Source organism: Vibrio sp. 1457 (assembly GCF_033340195.1).
GTDB lineage: Bacteria > Pseudomonadota > Gammaproteobacteria > Enterobacterales > Vibrionaceae > Vibrio > Vibrio alginolyticus.
The window spans coordinates 81,454-105,892 of the sequence record NZ_JAWOWA010000016.1 but is presented as its reverse complement, the minus strand read 5'-3'; the positions used below and the strand labels follow the sequence as shown (position 1 = coordinate 105,892).

Annotated in this window: 6 protein-coding genes; 2 read left to right on the top strand and 4 right to left on the bottom strand. The window is 48.0% G+C overall.

Annotation, left to right across the window (positions count from 1 at the left end; genetic code table 11):
* Window positions 1–162: 162 nt before the first annotated feature.
* The 4 genes from R7Z41_RS16835 to R7Z41_RS16820 all read right to left on the bottom strand — a co-directional run bounded on the left by R7Z41_RS16835 (window position 163) and on the right by R7Z41_RS16820 (window position 22,528).
* Window positions 163–642 (bottom strand): Dps family protein, encoded by a 480-nt coding sequence (locus R7Z41_RS16835; protein WP_005388254.1) that lies wholly within the window; start codon window positions 640–642, stop codon window positions 163–165.
* 300 nt (window positions 643–942) lie between these two features.
* Entirely contained in the window at window positions 943–2,943 is a 2,001-nt protein-coding gene (locus tag R7Z41_RS16830) for a methyl-accepting chemotaxis protein (protein WP_206969217.1), read from the bottom strand.
* A 121-nt stretch (window positions 2,944–3,064) separates the two neighbouring features.
* Entirely contained in the window at window positions 3,065–3,418 is a 354-nt protein-coding gene (locus R7Z41_RS16825) for a hypothetical protein (RefSeq protein WP_005388258.1), read from the bottom strand.
* Between the two features lie 432 nt (window positions 3,419–3,850).
* A complete protein-coding gene (locus tag R7Z41_RS16820) occupies window positions 3,851–22,528 on the bottom strand; it encodes a tandem-95 repeat protein (RefSeq protein ID WP_318136380.1) in 18,678 nt (6,225 codons plus the stop codon).
* A 182-nt stretch (window positions 22,529–22,710) separates the two neighbouring features.
* Here R7Z41_RS16820 and R7Z41_RS16815 point away from each other — a divergent pair, with 182 nt between their 5' ends.
* Together R7Z41_RS16815 and R7Z41_RS16810 are read left to right on the top strand one after the other, a co-directional pair.
* Window positions 22,711–23,079: a hypothetical protein gene (locus tag R7Z41_RS16815; protein WP_031777210.1), complete on the top strand. Its 369-nt coding sequence runs from the start codon at window positions 22,711–22,713 to the stop codon at window positions 23,077–23,079.
* Window positions 23,080–23,088: 9 nt separating this feature from the next.
* Window positions 23,089–24,438, top strand: coding sequence for an HlyD family type I secretion periplasmic adaptor subunit (locus R7Z41_RS16810; RefSeq protein WP_005375593.1), 1,350 nt, complete (start codon window positions 23,089–23,091; stop codon window positions 24,436–24,438).
* The last annotated feature ends 1 nt before the right edge of the window (window position 24,439 follow it).

Genomic DNA, 24,439 nt, shown 5'->3' with positions numbered 1-24,439 from the left:
TTAACATGAGTAGTTTTACAGGCAAAGCCGAAACGGATGATAACCACCTACTGAAGTAGGTGGTTTAGGGCTGAAAACAAAAAAAGGGGCACCAACGTGCCCCTTATGACTTATTCCCGATTGTTTCATGCGTTCCCAAGGATTGCTTGGGTGATGCGTCGCTTAGCCTTGTAGGTAAGCGTTAAGCATCCACATTAATTTTTCTTGCTCACGGATGTAGTCACCCATCAATGCCGCTGTACCTTCGTCATCTGCTTCACCCGCGTTTTGTAGAATCTCACGCTGTTTTAGAAGTAGAACGCTAAAGCCTTGAACCAGACCTTGTACACACTCCTCACCAGAAGTCGCGTTTTGATGTTCTTTAATTTCACTTGCTTCCAAGTAGTTGCTGAATGCGTGTGCTGGCGTATGACCCAAAGTTAGAATACGCTCTGCAAGCTCATCGATTTTTGTTTGTAGATCAGTGTAGATCTCTTCAAATTTTACGTGCAGTTCGAAGAATTGCGCACCTTTAATGTTCCAGTGGTAACCGCGAGAGTTCATGTACAACACTTGGTAATGCGCTAGCAGTTGATTTAGCTGTTGAGCTAGTTGTGCTGATTGTTCGCTGTCTAGACCAATTAGGCTTACTTGTTTGTTCATAATCTTGCTCCTAGGAGGATGATACCAATCGTAGTAACGAACGATTCTCTTACCGGGATTGGTATAAAGTTTAAAAATTCTTTTGCAGTATTTGCTGCCGATGGAGTCATATTACGACTCCGGCTCGGTGAAGAAAATTTGGTTTTAACTATGATTTAAATAGCCAAATCCAATGAGCAAGTAGACGAATATCGGCGTATCATCCATCAAAAAGCCCCAACCCTTTTTGTGTAAAAAGAATTGGGGCTTTTTTACTATTTGGTTAACGTTCAAAAGTAGATGAACGGACGTAAACCTTATCTATGCCGTTTTGAAAGTTGCCATCTGTTGATTCAGCTCAGTAACTTGCTCTTTTACTTGCAATGATGTCTCTGATGCACGTTGGCTGTTATTCGAAACCTCATCCACTGATTGAGTAATACCGGACATCAATCCAGTGATCGAGTTGGTCGCATGAGATTGCTGCTCTGCCGCTGCCGCAAGTTCTGCCATTTGTTCATTCAAAGAACCAATTTGCTCGGTCGTGACAAGCAAACGAGTTACCGCTTTTTCAATGTGCTCAGCGCCCTGCTCCGCAAGTGATTGGCTGTGTTCAATCTCCTCAACCACCGAATTGGTCGAGCGTTGAATCGCGTTGATAATGTCGTTGATTTCCGTCGTCGATTGAGTAGTGCGAGTCGCTAACATGCGTACTTCGTCCGCCACAACCGCAAAGCCTCGCCCTTGGTCACCTGCGCGCGCTGCTTCTATCGCGGCATTCAATGCCAGTAAGTTAGTTTGCTCTGCCAAACCTTCAATCACTTCCGTCACTCGACCAATGGCTTCGCTCTCTTTGCTTAGCTGTGTGACTTGCGTACTCGCAGTTTCAATGCTGCCGTGCAAACTTTCCATAGTGACTTTGTTTTGCTCTAAAGCATCGCGACCTTGTTCAATCTCGCCTTTTGAATCAGAAAGCTTCTGCACAGATTGATTGGCTTGATCTAGAGTGTTACGCGCGGCTAAAGCGATTTCATCCAATTGGCTTCCCATTTCAACAATGCTGGTCTGTTGCTGTTCAACATTCGATGAAGTGACTTGCGCCGATTCCAACAAAGCTCCCATGCTGGTATCCACTTGGTGCGCTTTCTCACTCACCCCTGCCACGATGCTCGCTAACGATTGGTTCATGCGGTTAATCGAATCGGTAAGGTCTGCCAATTCATCTTTCCCAACAACAGTGAGCGGAGGCTGAGAAACGTCTCCTGAAGCGATCGTCTTTGCACGCTCCGATAAGTTTTTCACTCGGCGACCAATGGTGTTGCCCATGTATTTTGAAATCGCTACTGCGGCAAACAAAACTAATGCTGCTGCAATCAACATAGTGGTCAGTACGTTCTTGATCGACTGATTAATACCCTGTCCACTTTGATCAGCACGACTTTGCTGAGCCAATACGATCGTTTCTAAACTTTGGTCTAGTGCATCCGCTGCTGGCAACAGTTCATTCGCCATTAACAAGTTTGATTCGTTCCATTCTGGCGATTGACGCAATGCAATCACCTGCTCTGCTAAAGGAAAGTACAGTTGCTGCATTTCTTTAAACAGTGACCACAGTGATTGGTCGTTATCGGTAAGTCTGTCGAGTTTGCTGTCGATTTCCGCCACGGACTGATTGTGGTACTTAATCAAGTCGTGGTATTTGTCCAAATGATCTTGCTGCCCGTACAACAGGAAATCTCGCAAAGCAGACAGTGCATTGGCGAGGGAGGTATAGCTGTCGGCGTAGACTTTAAACAAACGCTTTCTGTCCCCACCAAATGGGTTCCCTGACTCTTCGTTGATTAAGCTTTGAAGCTGATCAAGTGCCACTTCTGCAATGGGTGCCGCTTCGTTAATAAAGAGGTTATGCGCGGGTAAGTTCTCATCACTGTGGCTAAGTTCAATCAACTTGTTTAGAGAAACTTTTACCGCATCCCACTGGGTTTGAATCGCTTGAAAATCCTGTTCAGAGATCAAAGCCTGCAACGTTGGAAGCGACTCGTCTGTAGATGCCATGATATTGCGTACGTCCTCACTCAGACGTGCGCTCGCCTCTTCATCGCCACCTAGCAACATGTAGGCTCGAATAGAAGACAGCGACGCTTGAACGGACTGTTGGATACCGCGACTGGTGTCGACGGTCGGTAAATCGGATTTAAGTAACGAAGAGGCGTATTGCTCTACGGTAGTGACGTTGCGATACGTGAATACCGCTGATGCCATAAAAAGTACGGCTAGCAGCACAAAACTGAGCTGCAACTTCCCTGATATCGTAAGGTTCATCCATAAACTCCTGACAACGATGAGCCTTAAATATAACGATGTTTACAAAAATGTTAAATACTGGTATCAAAAGTTACTAAGAAAACCATGTAAATCACTATTTTAAGCCGATAAATAGGGCTTATTTGAAGTATGGTATGCGCTCACTACGTAAAATCAGATAATTAACGTAAGTCGTTTCTAAGCAGTCTTGATCCCACAACGAAAGAATCCGCTTAGTGGCGAAGTAGTAATCTTTATTACGCAGTAGCACACCCACCGTGCGGCTGAGCTGCTTAAAGCGCTGTTGCTCATTAGCAGAGATGTAATTGTCTTCATTTTGAATGATCGGCGCCAATCCATCGGCAAACCAATTGTTCAGAATTTCACGCATCTCTAGTTCTGACTCCGGCACATCCATACACGACAACTCACGATGCAGTGGCGGCGGTACTATGTACTTTGACGCTTTTGGCGAACTGACATAACGGTACATGTCGCTCCTCCTTGTAAATGACTCTTATACCCAAGTGACTTCAAGATGCAGGATTCAGAGCGTTGTCATTGATTCGGGGTCAAGGAAAACAACGCAGCGTAATAGTCAGCTCTTTCCAAGTTGTTTGACACAGAAGCCGAGTCAATGACACGCTCCCGAAGGGCGAGCTGTCTTGGTTTGTATACTTTGTTGTCGATTCTTGATTTAGACCCACTAGACCTTTAAATCGCCGCTGCGTCTACAAACCAAGCCATTCTCGCTGAACCTAACATCTCGAGGTTACTTGGGTATAAACTAGCTAAGAATACTTTTTTCAATTTCCAAGTTTTTTTCTAGAGCTCATAGAAAGAAGACCAACAAAAAAGCCATGCAAAGTAGGCTCTGCATGGCTTTGGTTCGGGCAGCAATGACACTGCCCTCGTCTAGGACTGGTTACATTGAGCTTTGATCGAAATCGTTGCCTTGGTCAGTACCCGTTTGAGTATCCGAGTCGAAGCTGCCAGAGTCATCCGTGAAGTCAACACCTTGATCTTGACCTCCCGCACTTGTCCAGTCGCTGCCGCCAGATTCCATACCCGCCATATCTGGTTGCTGATCTTGAGCAGAACTTTGCATGGTGTATTGATCATCGACTTCAACTTCAACTGTACCACTCGCACCTTCTACTGCGCTGCCCAATTCGTCGTAACCTTGGAATTGGATTTCGCTCGTACCTTCGTAACCTTCTGGTAGGTCAACCGATACTGGTTGGTTCAGGTTGCCACTTAATGTGAAGCTGCCATCGCCATTATCCAGTGCGTTGCTTACTGATGCACCATCAGGTAGACCGGACATTTCTGCATAATCCACCGATTCGTTACCACTGACCTCATCTGGAACCGAGATAGAAATGGTATCGCCTGGTGCTGCAGTCACATCAGCTGCGCTCTCCTCTTCACTGTCTGCACCGTTTGCTGCTTGCTCTTCAGGCTGTTGCGCTTCGCCGACTTGCTGCTCTGATGATGCTTGAGCAGTTTGGATTTGTGGCTCCTCGCTTTGCGCTGAGTCGTCCGCAACTTGGATGCTCAGATTCTGAGTCGATACCTCACCGTTGTCGTTGACCTGAACATCCATAGCCAAATTGCCATCGAAGTCATCGTTCGGCCAGTATGTCCACTCTTCATCACCTGATTTCGCGAAGAAACCTGCATCGTTTGCATCGGCGACATCCAACACTTCTGCTGAAGGGCTAATGCCAAGCTCATCAATCAACTGTGCTTCCGTTAGTGTTAGTGAACCATCATCAGCCAGTGCGTAGCCTTCGCTAGTTGTGGTTTCACTCTCACCTTGGATGTCGACATTAAAGAAGCTCTCAATGCGGTTTTCACCGTCAGTTGCAATAAAGCCAACTTGAACATCTCCGGTGTAGCCTTCTGCTGGTGTGAATTGGTAGTTACCTTGATTATCGGTCTCTATCACACCTTGACCTTCCATTAGGCTCACTGACTCAATGCTCAAGCTGTCGCCTTCTGCATCGCTCAAGGTCGATAGCATGTCATCGTTGGTGAACGACAAGGTGCCATCCGCTGCCATCTCTGTGGTAGAAATGCTGTCGATTTCTGGAGAAGCATTCTCTTGTGGTGCGTCTTCTTTCACGACCACGCCTGTTTGCTCATCATGAAGCACACCGTCTTTATCAATCACGTAAGCGATATCCGCTTCACCAGTAAAGCCTGGTGCTGGATTGAATGTCCATGTGCCATCACCGTTATCGACTATCTCACCTTGGCTGCGATCAGCTAGGTGAACGAATTTCACTTCATCACCCGCGTCAGCGTCTACGTTTTCTGCCAATCCGATTAGGTCATCAGCGGTTAGGATAACGGGTTCACCCGCTAGGGTTTCGAAGTCACCTGAATCGATACCATCTTCGAACTCTTCTGGCTCGTCACCATAATCCACCGTTGTTGCGGTCACGGTTACGAAGAACTCGCCATTAAAGTCAGCCGGAGGCGTCATTTGCAAGTCTGAAATATCCCACTCGTTCAAGTCGATGTATTGACCCGGTTCCGTAATAGTAATGGTGTTCACACCATCCGTAACTTCGAAGCCAACAGGGAAACCAGTCATCACTAGGTTACTTAGCGTTTCTGAATCGTCGATTAGACCGACATTCAAGCCTAGGTGACCCGTTTCGTCCTCACCGAAGACTAACGGACCATCATGGTCGGTTGTGATGACCGCGCCATCCGCAACAGGGCGAACAAACACTGGTACATCAAGTACTGTTTCAAACTCACCGTCACTTACCACAACTTGCAAGTCAGAAACCCCTGCAAAATCGCCAGTCGGTGTGAATGTCCAAGTACCATCACCGTTGTCTGTTACCTCACCACCATCTTCACCTTCTGCGGTGATAATGCGTGATACGACTAGGTTTTCAGTATCGATATCGCCGAACAAGTTCATCAGGTCGCCAGCGTCGAAGGTGAATGCGCCATCTTCGTCGGTTGCCATAAAGGCATTACCCACATTGAATGGAGCATCGTTGACTGGAATAACATCCACATTCAACGAGCCTTCAACCACTTCTTCACCATCCGTCGCGGTGTAGCCCAGTTCCACCAAACCATTAAAGTCTTGAGTGGTCACCAAGTGGTACATACCATCTGGTTGCTGAGTTAATGTCGCGCTTGCAGGAGCACGAACCGTGATGCTTTCTACGCTGATTTCGTCACCATCAAAATCCGTAACTTGATCAGCGATGTAAGCTGGGTCAATCACCATGACCACATCTTCTTCGCCTTGCATCTGGATGGTTGGCGCTTCTGGTGCATCGTTAACCGCTTCGACGTTTAGATTGCCTTCAACCGGCGTAACTAAATCACCATCGCTGACGCCGAACGACATTGGCACATCACCATTGAAGTTCTCAGCCGGAGTGAATGACCAAGTACCATCACCGTTGTCTAGCAAGTCACCGTATTGCTCATCAATCACTAAGTCGACAGCAGACAGTTCGTCGTAGGTGTTATCGATGTCTGTCGCGTTAACAAGCAACATGTCCTGCGTGATAAGAATGGTGGTATCTTCGGTGCCAGCAATATTCACTGGCGTTGATTGCGGCGCATCGTTAATTGGGTTCACCGTTAGGTCGACGCCCACTTCCACGCTCGCACCATCGTTATCAATCAAGTCGAAGCTTAGGTCGATATCGCCATTGAAGTTCGCATCAGGCGTAATCGTAAAGCTACCATCTTGGTTCTCAACAACGGTTGCATTGGCTACCGCGGTTAAGTTCACTGCTTCTAGATTATCGCTGTCTACGTCACCCGCTTGAGCCAGTAACTGCTCTTGACTCAATGTGATTGAACCGTCTTCATCGACGCTGTAAGCCAAGTCGCCAGATACCGGAGCATCGTTGACTGGCAATACATCAATGTTCGCGTTGGTTGTCGCAGTTGCACCGTCTTCATCAGCGACGACTACGTCTAGGCTTACGCCACCGTTGAAGTTTTCATTTGGTGCGAAGCTGTAAGTGCCATCGTCATTCGCCGTTAGAATGCCGTCGTTACCACTGTAAGAGACGCTTTCTAGGCTCACGTCGCCTTCCACATCGCTTGATTGCGCTAGCAGTTGCTCTTCCGTGAAGATAATGACTTCGTCTTCATTGACAGAGTAACTTGTCGCACCTGCGATTGGTGGATCGTTCACCTCAAGAACGGTAATACCCGCAGTGGTTGAGTCTGTCGCACCCTCTTCATCGACAACTACAACGTCTAGGCTGACCTCGCCATTGAAGTTCTCGTTTGGAGAGAAGGTGTACGTACCATCACCATTGTCTTGGAACACGCCATCTGCGCCGCTGTAGCTGACACTATCAATCGCGACTTCGCCTTCGACGTCAGATGAGTTAGCCAATAACTGCTCGTTACTGATGGTGATCGAATTGTCTTCATGCACCGTGTAAGACGTGCTGCCTGCAACCGGTGGATCGTTCTCTGGCGTCACGCTTACGTCGATATTTGCGGTCACGGTATCCGTGCCATCAGAAACATCGAAGGTAAAGTTCACATCACCATTGAAGTTCTCGTTTGGAGCAAAGCTGTAGGTACCATCACCGTTATCGGTTAGGACACCATCGGCACCAGTGTAATTGACACCTTCTACCGATAGGTCATCACCATCAATATCCGTTGCGCCATCAAGCAGATCTTGGTCAGTGAAGGTCAACACGCCATCTTCACCAATGGTGAACGCTTGATCCTCAGGCTGCGGTAAGTCATTAACTGGGTTAACCGTTAGGTCAGCCGTTGCAACGATAGTATCGGTGCCATCGTTGATATCGAACGTGATATCAATGTCGCCATTGAAGTTCGCGTCAGGCGTAATGGTAAAGCTGCCATCGTCATTAGCCGTAACCGTCGCATCACCGTCAACCACTAGGTTAGATGCAGTTAGTGCATCACCTTCTACATCCGTTGCTTGTGCCAACAATTGTTCTTGGCTTAGCGTGATTGAGTTGTCTTCGTCGACACTGTAAGCCAAGTCACCCGATACTGGAGCATCATTGATAGGCAGAACATCAATGTTTGCGGTCGTCGAAGCGGTCGCACCATCTTCGTCCACGACTACAACATCAAGGTTCACTTCACCATTGAAGTTTTGGTTTGGTGCAAAGCTGAACGTACCATCACCATTGTCGGTAAAGATACCTTCGCTGCCACTGTAGCTCACGCTATCTAGTGCTACCTCACCTTCAATATCGGAAGAGTTTACCAACAACTGTTCTGCACTGATGGTAATGACTTCATCTTCATCAATGGTGTAACTGGTTGTGCCTGCGATTGGTGGATCGTTCACCTCAAGAACGGTAATACCCGCTGTTGTTGTATCAACCGCGCCGTCCTCGTCAACCACGACAACATCTAGGCTAACATCGCCTGTAAAGTTTTCGTTTGGTGAGAAGGTGTAAGTACCATCGCCATTAATTTCTAGCACACCGTCGTTACCGCTGTAGCTCACGCTGCTGATCGCAACATCACCCTCGATATCAGACGAATTAGCCAGTAGTTGCTCATCACTAATGGTGATCGAGTTGTCTTCATGTACGGTGTAAGACGTGCTGCCCGCAACTGGCGGATCGTTCTCTGGCGTCACACTCACATCAATGTTGGCAGAGGTCGTATCCGTACCGTCTGACACATCGAAAGTGAAGTTCACATCGCCATTGAAGTTCTCGTTCGGTGCGAAGCTGTACGTGCCATCGCCATTGTCGGTTAGGACACCGTCTGCACCTGTGTAAGTCACGCCTTCAACGGTTAGGTTGTCACCTTCTACATCCGTCGCGCCTGTTAATAGGTCTGCATCTGTGAAGGTAAGAAGACCGTCCTCACCCACTGTGAACGCTTGATCTTGTGGCTCTGGAGCATCATTGACTGGTGTTACTGTTAAGTCGAGGCCAGCAGCAACCACTTCTTCCCCGTCAGTCACATCGTAGGTGAACTCGATGTCACCGTAGAAGTTCTCGCTCGGAGTAATGGTGAAGCTGCCATCCTCGTTCATTTCAACCGTTGCATTTTCATCATTGGTGCTCAGGTTGATTGCACTTAAGTCATCGCCATCGATATCAACAGCGTGCTCCAGTAACTGCTCTTGAGTTAGCGTAATACTATTGTCTTCGGCAGTGACTGCGCTGATATCACCCGTCGCTTCTGGTGCATCATTGGTTGGCGAGATATGAATCGTCACATCTTGCGTTGCTGTTGCTGTGGTTCCGGTATCCACATCTGTAGAGGTTGCATTCACGGTTAGCGTCACATCGCCATTGAAGTCCGCAGAAGGAATAAACTCTAGCCCTTCTAGCTCGCCTGGTTGTAGTGACCAAGTGCCGTCGCCATTATCAACACCTGCTGATAGTGCGCTGCCTTCTGGCACGTCTTCAATCAAGATAGCGAGGTTTTCTGAACCATCGGTATCGGTCAATGCGGCATCAATATCAAGCGGCACTGGTGTATCTTCGGTACCAATGATTTGGTAATCCGCGTCCGCTACCGTGATTTCGATGTTGTCGATGCCGAATGACTCGTCAGGAATACTTTGGTTTAGCGTAGAACCAAAGCCTAACTGAAGCTGACCGTCTTCCACCGGAACGGTTAAGTTAACTTGGTGTGCTTGGTCGTTCCAACCACTGAAGCCTTCACGTTGAGAGGCTCCGTGGATCACTTCACCCACTTCGTTACCGTCAGAATCGTAAAGCGTTGTCGTACCATCTTGAGTACGGAACGCGGAGTTCTCCAAGGTGGTTAGCTGTTCGCCGCCGACAAAGATTTGGAACGACTCGCCATCCCATGAATCGATTTCGTAGAAGCTAAACGAGATATTCACTTCATTAACATCACTTGGAATATCGTAGGTTTTGCTGACCGCTTCATCACCGCCAGTGCCACCAATACGACCCAGCATGTCGCCCGTTTCGAAGCCTTGTGAGCTTTCGGTGTTCGCGTTCCAACCGTTCGAGCCAGACTCGAAGTTATCAGAAGCAATCACCAAGTCCGAAGCAATCGACAGCTCTGGCATATCAACCACAGATTGAACATCAATGTTCGCTTCAGCAGGAACCGTTGCGGTGCCATCGTTGACATCAAACGTTACGTTCACGTTGCCATCGAAGTTTTCATTCGGAGCAAAGGTGTACGTGCCGTCACCGTTATCAACCAAAGTACCGCTGTCAGAAGCAACGTTTTCAACCGTTAGGTTATCACCATCGATATCACCTGCATTTTGCAGCAGTTGCTCTTCGGTGAAGGTGAAGCTGGTGTCTTCTTGCGTGACAAACTGTGGCTGACCAACCGTTGGTAGGTCGTTCACTGGGTTCACAGTCAGATCGGCAGTCGCTTGAATGGTTGCATCGCCGTCCGTAATGTCGAAGCTCAAATCAATGTCGCCATTGAAGTCCGCATCTGGTGTGATTGTGAAGCTGCCGTCATCGTTCGCAACAACGGTCGCATTGCTGTCAACAGTGAGGTTAGATGCGGTTAGGTCATCGCCATCTACGTCGCCGGCTTGCGCAAGAAGTTGCTCTTGGCTGAGAGTGATAGAACCATCTTCATCCACGCTGTAGGCCAAATCACCTGATACCGGAGCATCATTGATTGGCAATACATCGATGTTTGCATTGGTTGACGCAGTTGCACCATCTTCATCGGTCACGACAACATCTAGGCTGACATCACCGTTGAAGTTTTCGTTTGGCGCGAAGCTGAATGTGCCATCGCCGTTGTCAGTAAAGATACCGTCAGAGCCGCTGTAGCTGACGCTATCAATCGCCACCTCACCTTCAACGTCAGAAGCATTCGCCAACAGCTGCTCAGAGCTAATGGTGATGACTTCGTCTTCGTTGACTGAGTAGCTAGTTGCACCGGCAATTGGCGGATCATTCACCTCAAGAACAGTAATGCCAGCGGTGGTTGAGTCCGTCGCACCGTCTTCATCTACCACGACAACATCTAGGCTGACTTCACCATTGAAGTTCTCGTTTGGAGAGAAGGTATACGTACCATCACCATTGTCTTGGAACACGCCATCTGCGCCGCTGTAGCTGACGCTGTCAATTGCGACTTCGCCTTCGACGTCAGATGAGTTAGCCAATAACTGCTCGTTACTGATGGTGATCGAATTGTCTTCATGCACCGTGTAAGACGTGCTGCCTGCCACTGGTGGATCATTCTCTGGCGTCACGCTTACATCGATATTCGCCGTCACGGTATCCGTGCCATCAGAAACATCAAAGGTAAAGTTCACGTCGCCATTGAAGTTTTCGTTTGGCGCGAAGCTGTAAGTGCCATCACCATTGTCGGTTAGAACACCATCTGTGCCAGTGTAAGACACACTTTCTACCGATAGGTCATCACCATCGATATCCGTTGCGCCATCAAGTAGGTCCTCATCAGTGAACAGCAAGACGCCATCTTCACCAATGGTGAACGCTTGATCTTCTGGCTGCGGCAAGTCGTTAACTGGATTAACCGTTAGGTCAGCCGTTGCAACAATAGTGTCGGTGCCATCGTTGATGTCGAACGTGATATCAATGTCACCATTGAAGTTCGCATCAGGCGTAATGGTAAAGCTGCCATCATCATTTGCCGTAACCGTTGCATCACCGTCAACCACTAGGTTAGTCGCGGTTAGCGCGTCGCCTTCTACATCCGATGCTTGAGCAAGAAGCTGCTCTTGGCTTAGCGTAATTGAATTGTCTTCATCGACACTGTAAGCCAAGTTGCCCGATACTGGCGCATCGTTGATTGGCAATACATCGATGTTTGCGTTAGTTGCCGCAGTTGCACCGTCTTCATCAACAACCACAACATCTAGACTAACATCGCCATCAAAGTTGGCGTTTGGTGCGAAGCTGAATGTGCCGTCGCCGTTATCGGTAAAGATACCGTCGGAGCCGCTGTAGCTCACGCTATCAATCGCAACTTCACCTTCAACGTCAGAAGCGTTCGCCAACAGCTGTTCAGAGCTAATGGTGATGACTTCGTCTTCGTTCACTGAGTAGCTGGTCGCGCCTGCAATTGGTGGATCGTTCACCTCAAGTACTGTAATGCCTGCGGTAGTTGAATCCGTTGCACCGTCTTCATCGACCACGACAACATCTAGGCTCACTTCGCCATTGAAGTTCTCGTTTGGCGAGAAGGTGTACGTACCGTCACCATTGTCTTGGAACACGCCATCTGCGCCGCTGTAGCTCACGCTATCAATCGCCACTTCGCCTTCTATATCAGACGAGTTAGCCAACAGCTGTTCGTTACTAATGGTGATCGAGTTGTCTTCATGCACCGTGTAAGACGTGCTACCTGCCACTGGTGGATCGTTCTCTGGTGTGACTGTCACATCGATATTCGCAGTCACGGTGTCCGTGCCATCGGAAGCATCGAAGGTGAAGTTCACATCACCATTGAAGTTCTCATTCGGTGCGAAGCTATAGGTACCATCGCCATTGTCAGTTAGGACACCGTCCGCGCCTGTGTAAGTGACACCTTCTACCGATAGAACATCGCCATCGATGTCCGTTGCACCATCCAACAGGTCTTGATCAGTGAAGGTCAACACACCATCTTCACCAATGGTGAACGCTTGATCTTCCGGCTGCGGCAAGTCATTAACTGGGTTAACGGTTAGGTCCGCCGTTGCAACAATAGTGTCGCTGCCGTCGTTGATATCGAACGTGATATCAATGTCGCCATTGAAGTTCACATCTGGCGTGATAGTGAAGCTACCATCGTCGTTTGCCGTAACCGTTGCATCACCGTCAACCACTAGGTTAGACGCAGTCAGCGCATCACCTTCCACATCCGATGCTTGAGCAAGAAGCTGCTCTTGGCTTAGCGTGATTGAGTTGTCTTCGTCGACGCTGTACGCCAAGTTACCCGATACTGGTGCATCATTGATTGGTAAGACATCGACTGTGATGTAAGTATCGACCTCTGCGCCGTCTTCATCACGAATGGTCACATCCAACTGCACTTGACCATTGAAGTTTTGATTCGGTGCAAAGCTACAAGTACCATCGCCGTTTACTGAGAAGATGCCATCTGGACCGTCGTAGCTGATGCCAACTAGCTCAACATCCCCTTCAACATCCGAAGCATTCAGTAGCACTTGCGATTCACTGAAGGTTAGAACTTGGTCTTCATCGATAGTGTATGCGGTAGGACCTGCGATTGGTGGGTCATTTACCTCAATCACAGTAATGCCTGCAGTGGTCGAGTCCGTTGCACCATCTTCATCGACAACGACAACATCTAGGCTCACCTCGCCGCTGAAATTTTCGTTTGGTGAGAAGGTGTACGTACCATCACCGTTGATTTCCAGCACGCCATCGTTACCGCTGTAGCTCACGCTATCAATCGCCACTTCGCCTTCTATATCAGAAGAGTTAGCCAACAGCTGTTCGTTACTAATGGTAATCGAATTGTCTTCATGAACGGTGTAAGCCGTGCTGCCTGCAACCGGTGGATCGTTCTCCGGCGTCACGCTTACGTCGATATTCGCCGTCACGGTATCCGTGCCATCGGAAACATCGAAAGTGAAGTTCACGTCGCCATTAAAGTTCTCGTTTGGTGCGAAGCTATATGTGCCATCACCATTGTCGGTAAGAACACCGTCCGCGCCTGTGTAAGTGACGCCCTCAACAGATAAGTCATCCCCTTCAATATCGGTAGCACCTGTTAGGAGATCCGCATCAGTAAAGGTCAGCACACCATCTTCACCAATGGTGAACGCTTGATCTTGTGGTTCAGGCGCATCGTTAACTGGTGACACCAATAACTCAAGGTTGGTTGAGACAACATCATCGCCGTCAGACACATCGAACGTAAAGGTGATGTCACCATTAAAGTCCGCATCTGGCGTTAAGGTGTAAGTACCGTCACCATTGTCTGTGATGGTGATGTTTTCATCATCCGTTGCCAAGTTCAGTGCTGTCAGTTGGTCTCCATCCAAGTCACGCGCATTAGCGAGCAAATCTTCTTGCGTGATTAGGATTGAACCATCTTCTTCAACCACAGCAGAAACAGGCAATGCTTCAGGCGTATGTTCAATGTGAGCACCCGTTGCATTGACGTAGATGGTTTGAGAAACGGTTTCAGAATCATTATTTGATAGCTCTGTCGCCGTTGCCGTTACATTGATTTCTAGCTGTTGGTTAAAGTCTTCTGGCAATTGAATCTGTAGCTCTTGTTCAATTGCTGTGGTTGGAAGCGTTACAGAACCATCTGGACCGACTGTTACTTCACCGCTGTAGATCTGGCTGTTCACTTCACCTACATCAATGGTGAAGTTGAAGTCACTATAATCGGCATCGCCGCCACCGTAGAGATCTTCAAAGCCGTAAACCAGTTCACCGTCTTCGTTCACAGTAGTTCGAGTATGTTCAATGCCATCTTGGTTGAGCTCTGAGCTTGTGCCGCCATGGAAGACTGCATCACCAAATTGGCTTTGAATCACGGTTTCAGAACCATCAGCACCCACAAACACGAGTTGTGGGTCGACCGTATCCATGTTCGCAGAAGAGCCATCTGCCGCACGGAACTCATACTGACCATCTTGCATGGACGCAAAGTCATTGAAGTTATGACCGTTAGGAATCAAGAATAGGTTGAAGCTTTCCCCTTCCGAGATTTGGAAGCTGAACTGATCTTGTCCCGGTACGAGGTCACCGCCACCGCCAACTTGAGAGGCATTTTCGTATACCACTTCAACGCCCGTGATGTTGCCATCTTCATCGACTTTGTAATAACCCGCTGTGTTTTGGTAACCCGCGGTTTCACCTTCAAACGTAACCGTGATTTCAGTATCGTTGAAACTGGTGATACCGTTGTCTTGATCGTTAAGTACCCCTTCGTTGTCGTAGCTGATCACCGAACCTTCTGGAACACCATCAACGGTCACAGTCAGCGTTTCTGACAAGTCTTGGTCAACCAATGCTGCGGCGATGTTCACTTCAACAATACCGCCTGGCTCAACCAAGATTGCTTGATCATCCACGTTTCGACCGTCGCCATCAGTGATGACTAGGTCTGGCGCATCTGCCACGGCTTCGATATGGACATTAATGTCTTGCTCAACTTCATCCGTACCGTCAGAAACCGTAAAGCTGAATTGCAAGTCACCACTGAAGTGCTCTTCTGGTACGAAGCTAAATGTACCGTCACCGTTGTCCGTTACAGTACCTTCATCACCCGAGTAGTTAATGCTGGTAACGGTGAGGTCATCACCATCAATATCAATCGCGCCACTTAGCAGATCTTCTTGCGTGAACAGGATGCTGCCATCCTCTTCAATTTGGTACATGCCAGGCGCAACAATTGGAATGTCATTGACTGGATTCACCGTCAATGTCATTTCATTAGCAACACTTAGTTCACCGTCACTCACTTCATAAGTGAATGCAATGTCACCATTGAAGTTTTCCGACGGTGTCACCGTGAAGGTGCCGTCGCCGTTATCCACGATAGAGGCATTCGGATCATTGGTTTCTAGTGCCGTTGCGTATAGGTCATCACCATCTTGATCGCTGGCATTTTCAAGCAGCATTTCTTGTGTCACGAGGATAGAGCCATCCTCGTCCACGTCTGCCACGATTGGCGCTGCTTCTGGTGCGTCGTTGACGAACTCAACTTTCAAGTCGATGTTTGCCGCCACCACATCGGTGCCATCGCTCACATCAAACGTGAGGTCAACATTACCAAAGAAGCCTTGCTCTGGCGTTAACGTGTAAGTGCCATCGCCATTGTCTGTTACTTGCACCGTATCGCTTAAGCTCGTCACGTTCACAACAGATAAGTCATCGCCTTCGATGTCCGTTGCTTGAGCCAGCAGCTCTGCTTCAGTAATCGTGATAGCTTCGCCGTCTTCTGTGGTGAATGACAAATCAGGCACATCTGGCAGGTCGTTCACTGGGTTAACGGTGAGGTTTAGCTCCGCGGCGACGGTTTCGATCGCGTCAGTTACGTCATAAGTAAATTCGATTTCACCAAAGAAGTTTTCACTCGGCGTAATCGTGAAGCTACCATCAGCGTTCTCAACGATGGTTGCATTAGGATCGTTGGTCGACAGGTTCACCGCTTCAAGGTTGTCACCATCCACGTCCGTCGCGTTCGCTAACAAGTCTTCTTGAGTGATGGTAATTGAGCCATCTTCATCGACGACCGCATCAACCGGACCGCTAACCTCTGGACCTTCGTTGACGATCTCAACATCGATCTTCGCAGTGCTTGGTGCACTTGCTTGACCATCGCTGATGTCGAAGGTCAAGTTCACTTCACCGTAGAAGTTCGAAGTTGGCTCGAAGGTAAAGGTGTTGTCGCCGTTATCTGTCAACGTACCTTGTGACTGGTCGACAAGCAGTAGATTCTCGATATGCAGAATGTCGCCATCCACATCGGTCGCACCTGATAACAGGTCTTTTGCTTCGATGATGATGGTGCCGTTTTCTAGCATTTGAGTATGCAGCGGTGCACCAGGAACTGGTACATCGTTGACCGGAATAACGGTCAGATCTAGATGGGTATCGACTTCATCGGTGCCATCGAAGACTTTGTAGTCAATGTCAACTTCACCATTGAAGTTTTCATTCGGCATAAAGGTGTAAGTGCCGTCGCCATTGTCGACAAGCTCACCGTTATCACCGCTGTAAGAGATATCAGAGATAGACAGCGCATCGCCTTCTACATCACTTGCATTCGCAAGCAGGTCGTCCGCGCTAAACGTAATGCCCACATCCTCATCAGTCGACAATACAATCGGACCAGAAACGATTGGCGCATCGTTTACTGCTTCGAAGTTGATGTTGATGATGTTGTCGTCAGTGAGTTCACCATCCGTAACTTGGTAGCCAAGCTCAATCTCACCGTAGAAGTTCTCATCTGGTGTGACTGTCCATGTACCATCGCCGTTGTCGGTTAACGTAGCGTGCTCCGCGTTATCCCCCACCAGCTCAAGGTTTTGAATATCAAGAACATCGCTATCGATATCACTCGCTTGTGCTAAAAGCTGTTCTTCTGTGATAACCACAGAGGCAAACTGCGTAGAACCTTCGGTATCGATGGTCACATTTGGCAGATCAGCCGTCAGTTCGATTTCACTGTCACCTTCTCGGATATTCAGTTCTACCGTTTCCGTGATTTCCGTGCCGTCCACGCCAATAGATGTGAACACTGCTTCATCATGACAAGTTTGCGATACCGTCATGTTTTGAACCACGTAAGTACCGTTACCTTGAATTGTTCCTAGCTCAAAGTAAGACACTGGCTCGTTCACCGTTAGGGTGTAATCCGTCTCATAGCTACCACGATCTTCTTTGTGGTAAGTCATCGAGTCGATCAAGTCACCATCGGAGTTGAATGCACGAATTTCGACTTCGGTAAAGTGGCGAGACTCTTCCATAAACCAGCCGCCTAGACCGTCTAGGTGGAAGCTGATTTCGTTGATGTCTTGACCTTCAACGGTTACAGTCAGTTTTTCATCGCCACTCAAACCTTGGCGGTCAGTATCGCCAATACCATGCCCAATGTGCGTGTTACCATTCCAAGCACCAAGAGGGTCGTCGTTACTCTGCACCGTTACGGTCAAATCACCATCAGTGAACTGGCGAGTATATGGGTCAATTTCATCACCCCAATCATCAACACTCGCATTGTCATCAAACGTACCGATTTGAGTGGTATGCGTACCGTTCGCCAACGCATCATCATTTGGAATGAAGCGCACTTCCGTATCTGCAGGAACCTCCTGCCCGACTTCTAGCTGTACCCATTCGTCATTTAGATTCGCTTCAATGATGCCGTTTTCAGGGGCTTGGTCGAGACGTAACGCAGGCTCTTCACGCAGAGAAACACCCACGGTTTGATCTTCTTCCGCTTGAATAAAGATCTCGTCGCCCGCTTCTGGCACATCGTTGACAGGGTTAACGGTCAGATCCAGCGTGGTCAGAACATCATTTTCGCCATCGCTGATGTTGTAAGTGAAGTCCAAGTCTCCGTTAAAGTTTTCCGTATGCGTAATGGTGAATGAACCATCGTCATTGGCTACGATCGTCGCATCTGGGTCATTGGTTTGTAGATTGCTGGCAACAAGGTCATCACCTTCAATGTCTGTCGCATTCGCAAGCAACTGTTCTTGCGTGATGGTGATGGCATTATCTTCATCCACCTCAGCTTGAATACCTGACGTTTCTGGTGCGTCGTTCACCGCAATAACATCAATACCTGCCGTTGTCGTATCCGTTGCACCATCTTGGTCGATAACCGTAACGTCGAGCGAAATGTTACCGTCAAAGTTCTCATTTGGCGTGAAGGTATATGTGCCGTCGCCATTGTCCACGAAGCTACCGTTGTTACCGGAGTAGCTAACATTCGCCAAGGCGACATCGCCTTCCACATCAGAAGAGTTGGCTAACAACTGCTCGTCACTAATGATGATTTGACCATCTTCTTGAACCGTGTAAGACGTAGAACCTGTCACCGGAGGATCGTTCACTGGTGTCACGCTGACATCAATGAATGCTGGCGTTGAACCTGTGCCGTCAGACACATCGAATGTGAACTGAACATCACCGTTGAAGTTCTCATTCGGCGCGAAGCTGTACGTGCCATCGCCATTGTCGGTAAGCACACCATCTGCACCTGTGTAGAGAACGTTTTCGATAGACAGATCATCGCCATCAATATCCGATGCGCCTTCCAATAGGTCTGCATCCGTGAACAGCAAGGTGCCATCTTCTTCTACCGTGAACTGTTGATCTTGCGCTTGTGGCAAGTCATTCACAGGATTAACCGTAATATCCAGACCAACTTGTACCGAGCCACCATCGTTATCAATGATATCGAAGGTCAGATCTAGGTCACCGTTGTAGTTTTCATCCGGTGTGATGGTGTAACTGCCATCATCGTTGTATTGAATTGTCGCGTTGTCATCTGTCGATAGATTGATGGCTTCAAGGTTCTCGCTATCAATATCGCCCGCTTTGGCAAGCAGCTGCTCTTGGCTTAGCGTGATTGAGCTGTCTTCGTTGATGGTGTAAGCCAAATCACCCGATACTGGTGGATCGTTGATTGGCAATACATCGACATTGATGTGCGTATCAACGGTTGCCCCATTCTCATCTTGAATGGTCACATCCAACTGAACTTGACCATTGAAGTTCTCGTTTGGTGCAAAGCTGCAAGTACCATCGCCATTGACGGTAAAGATACCATCCGAGCCTTCATAGCTGATGCCAACAAGCTCTACATCGCCCTCGATATCAGATGCGTTGGCAAGAATTTGTGACTCACTGAATGTCAGTACTGAATCTTCGTCAATCGTGTAAGACGTTGGACCGGCAACTGGAGGGTCATTCACTTCAATGACGGTAATGCCTGCTGTCGTTTCGTCAATCGCACCTTGCTCATCCGCCACAATCACATCAAGGCTGATATCACCGCTAAAGTTCTCATTCGGCATGAAGGTGTAAGTACCGTCACCGTTGTCTTGGAATACGCCATCGGTGCCTGAATAGGTCACGCTATCGATGGACACTGCGCCTTCCACATCTGAAGAGTTAGCCAGAAGCTGCTCATCGGAAATCGTAATCGCATTATCTTCATCAACCGTGTAAGACGTTGAACCCGCAACCGGAGGATCGTTCACTGGAGTGACGCTCACGTCCACATTGGCAGGTACGGTTTCAGCACCGTCAGAAACACCAAAGCTAAAGCTGACATCACCGTTGAAGTTTTCGTTTGGTGCAAAGGTGTAAGTACCATCACCGTGGTCAGTCAGCACACCATCGCTGCCTGTGTAGCTAATGCCATCAACCGTTAAGTTGTCGCCATCGATATCGGTCGCGCCAGCAAGTAGGTCCGCGTCGGTAAACTGCAGCGTGCCGTCTTCTTCAACGCTGAACTGCTGGTCTTGAGGCACAGGAAGATCGTTAACTGGATTAACCGTTAGATCCGCCGTTGCTTGGATAGTGTCTGTGCCATCTGTAATGTTGAATTGGATATCAATGTCACCATTAAAGTCCGCATCTGGTGTAATCGTGAAGCTGCCATCATCGTTCGCTGTAACGGTTGCGTTTCCATCGACAGTCAAATCGCTAGCAGTCAGGTCATCGCCCTCAATATCAGACGCTTGAGAAAGAAGCTGCTCTTGGCTGAGTGTAATCGCACCGTCTTCATCAACGCTATAAGCCAAATCACCCGATACTGGCGCATCATTGATTGGCAATACATTCACATTGATGACGGTATCAACTTCAGCTCCATCTTCATCTCGAATGGTCACATCAAGTTGAACTTGTCCGTTAAAGTTCTCGTTTGGCGCGAAGCTGCACGTGCCATCATCGTTAACGGTGAAAATGCCATCCGGACCATCGTAACTAATGCCAACAAGCTCTACATCGCCTTCCACATCAGAGGCATTCAACAGCACTTGCGACTCACTAAACGTCAGAACTGAATCTTCATCAATGGTGTAAGAAGTTGGTCCAGCGACTGGTGGATCGTTCACTTCCAGCACCGTAATGCCAGCAGTGGTGGCATCCGTTGCGCCTTCTTCATCAGCGACGACAACATCAAGCGTCACTTCACCATTAAAGTTTTCATTTGGAGAGAAGGTGTACGTACCGTCACCATTGATTTGCAACACACCATCGCTGCCAGAGTAGCTCACGCTATCAATCGAGACATACCCTTCTAAATCCGAAGAATTTGCCAACAGTTGCGCGTCAGAAATGGTAATAGAGTTGTCTTCGTGAACCGTGTAAGACGTTGAACCAGCCACCGGAGGATCATTCACCGGCGTGACACTCACATCTACATTCGCTGAAACCGTATCTGTGCCATCAGATACGTCGAAGCTGAAGTTTACATCGCCATTGAAGTTCTCATTTGGCGCAAAGCTATACGTGCCATCGCCATTGTCAGTTAGAACGCCGTCGGTTCCTTCGTAGCTGATTCCCGTTACAGAAAGGTCATCGCCTTCAATGTCGGTAGCACCGGCAAGCAGATCCGCATCAGTAAATTGCAGTGTGCCGTCCTCTTCCACACTGAATTGTTGGTCTTGAGGAACAGGCAGATCGTTGATTGGATTAACGGTTAGGTCAGCAGTTGCTTGAACGGTATTCGTGCCATCTGAAATATCGAAGCTAATGTCGATATCACCACTGAAATCTGCGTCTGGCGTGATAGTGAAACTACCATCGTCATTTTGAGTCACCGTCGCATTGCCATCTACCGAAAGATTAGATGCCGTCAGTGCGTCGCCTTCCACATCAGAAGCTTGCGACAACAACTGTTCTTGGCTCAAACGAATCGAGCCATCTTCGTCCACCGAGTAAGCAAGATTGCCAGACACTGGCGCATCATCGACTGGTGTGACGCTTACATCAATGTTGGCAGAAATCGTATCTGTGCCGTCGGACACATCAAAGCTGAAGTTCACATCACCATTGAAGTTTTCATTTGGCGCAAAAGTGTAAGTCCCATTACCGTTATCGGTCAGGATGCCGTCACCACCGTCGTAGCTTACGCCCTCAACTGTTAGGTTATCGCCTTCAATATCCGTTGCGCCAGTAAGCAGGTCTGCGTCCGTAAAGATCAGCGTGCCATCTTCTTCCACCTCAAAGGTTTTATCTTCAGGCACTGGTGCGTCATTGATTGGACGAACAGTTAAATCAATCGAGCTAGAAATGGTTTCTTGACCATCACTGATATCAAACGTTAAGCCGAGTTCACCATTAAAATCAGTATCAGGTGTGACGGTATAAGTGCCATCACCATTATCCACAACCGATGCATTAGCACCCACTTGCACGTTGAATGCGGCAAGATCATCGCCATCAACATCACTCGCGTATCCGAGAAGTTGTTCTTGAGTGAAGGTAATAGTGCCATCTTCATCCATGATGTATGCCAGATCTTGCCCTACTTCTGGCGCGTCATTTTCACCTTCGACTTTAATTTGGAACGTCTCGCTCGTAGTTTCGGAGTCGAAATCGTCTTCTACTTGCGTCGTGGTTTCTTCGCTGGTGTCTTGTACATCCACCGCGAAGCTCTCTTCAGTGGTTTCTGAATCTAGCTCGTCACCACCTTGAGAACCTTCAGAGTCTGAAGAAGCACTTGGCGCAGATGAAGTTTGTACCGCTTGTCCTTGCGCTTCATTGCCTTCTGCGTCCGAACCACCTTCAGAGCCAGAGGCATCACCACCACCGACCGCTTGGGCACCCGCCCCAGAATCCGAACCACCGCTGCCCAGAGCCTCGTCACCTGATTCTCCGCTAGAAGCTACACTATCAACAACATTGGATTGTGCAGCGTCAGAGTCGCTGCTACTTTCAGTATCCTCTTCTTGAACTGCGCCACCCGAGCTCACTGCTTCTTCTTCCGTACCCGCGCCACTAGGATTTTCTTCCATCGCACGATTGGCTTCATCAACAGCATCTGCACTTTCAGCACCGGTCGCTACAGTCGAAGAGACGGTCGACTGCTGTTTTTCTTCTTTTGTCCCCGTATCCTTCGTTTCTGTTTGCTCTACCGCATCGTTAAGCTTTTCATTGTCTTTTTCTTGATTAGTGTCGCCTGCCATTACAGCCTCCGTTGCTTTTAGCTAACTGATCGTATTTAGAGGCAGTAAAGGACACCATTTTTAGAAACCAACTTTTTTATACAACTTTTTTCATACCTTTCGAGTTCTATAAAAACAAAAAAATTTGAAAACCCAGTATAAAGATCCTTACTTGTTGTCATTAAAGCAATTAGTGCGGTGGGATAATGATAAATATGACAAATCTGTTGCGCTCAGTCGACAATAGCCATAAAGGGCTGCAATTGCTATTAGGCGATTTTTACCAAGATTTCAGTGACGCAGGGATTGATATTGAGATGCTGCATAAACAAAACCGTTTTGAAGCACTCAGATGTTATTCAAAAAGACTAAAGACCATTCTCGTCTTGTTATGTGATGACGACTTACCACCAAAATTGGCAAAGCTTGAACACTTAAACAAACACCATTTCCCTGCTCCTAATGAATTGATTGAGGACGTTAAAACCGAGCTTAACAACGTAAACAAACAAATTAGCCAGCTGTTAAAAATCGAAAATTCAATCGATAGCCGCACAGGTAGTGAATCGTAGGGGTGGCTCATGAGTAATAAGCAAATAGAACATCACCTCAAAAAGGCGCTCGTTTCGAACAACGAAGCTTCGAAGGTAACAACAGACGATACAATCGTGCTAGCCAGTGCAATGACCAGCGTACACAAAACCTTGCTGGTTATCTTTTTGCTTTCCATGGTGGCTATCGCCGTGGCATCTCAGGCTCGTATCGACATTGTGGTGTCGGTGCGCGGTGAGCTATTGCTCGAATCTGACATCGAAAAAGTGCAACACCTTGAAGGCGGTATTCTAGAAGAAATGCTAGTGCGCAAAGGCGAAGTGGTTTATGAAGGTCAACCTATTGCACGCCTTCGCTCTCTGGATAGAAACACTCAACTTGATACGGTAAACACAGAGATCATTCAGCTTGAGCTAGACAAGATTCGTTACGAAAGCCTGCGCGATATGGTGGAACCCGATTTTTCTGCCTACATCGAAAAGTACCCAGAATTAGTGCAAGTCAACATGAATACCTGGCAGCAAGAATTTTCTAAAAACCGTTCCAATGAAGAGTTGATCACTCACGATATCCAACATAAGAATTCGCTTATTGATTCAATGCTCAAGCGCCGTAAAAGCTCCGAGAACCAGCTCTCCTTAATACGCAAGCAGCTCAATATTAAGAACACCTTGTACAAAGAGGAAATGGCGTCTTACGTCGATGTTCTGAATATGCAGGTTCAAGAGTCAAACATGGTGCGTGAGATTGAAAACCTTGATGAGTCGGTCATGAATGAACGCTTCCAACTCGACAAACTAGAGAAGCAGTACCGAGACTTGGTGGAGAATCGTAATGCCGAGTATCAAGCACAAATCATTCAAGCAAACAAGGACTTAAAGTTGAAACGTATATTACGTCCTCAACACTCAGATAAAGTGGATCGCCTCGTGGTTTACGCCCCTATTGACGGTGTAGTAGATAAAGTGCACTTCAATTTCCGCTCCGCTGTGATACCGCCAGGTGAAAGCATCGCGGACATTGCACCGATCAATAACGCCCTTCACGGAGAGGCGAAGATCCCGCGTAAAGACATGGGTTTTGTAGAAATCGGACAAGCGGTCAAAGTGAAGATGGATACCTACAACTTTGCCAAATACGGATTTTTGGAAGGTCGAATTGCATCGATCAGCCGTTCTTCTTATGAAGAAGAAGACGCTGAATTCTATCTCGCGGAAATCCAAATCAGTCAAAACTATCTAGAGCGCGGAGGCACACAATACAAGCTGTCCCCTTATATGGAGTTTACCGCAGACGTGAAAACAGGTTCACGCCGGGTGATCGAATACGCAGCGAAGCCGGTTATGTCGGCTATCGAAGACGCATTCGATGAGAGGTGAT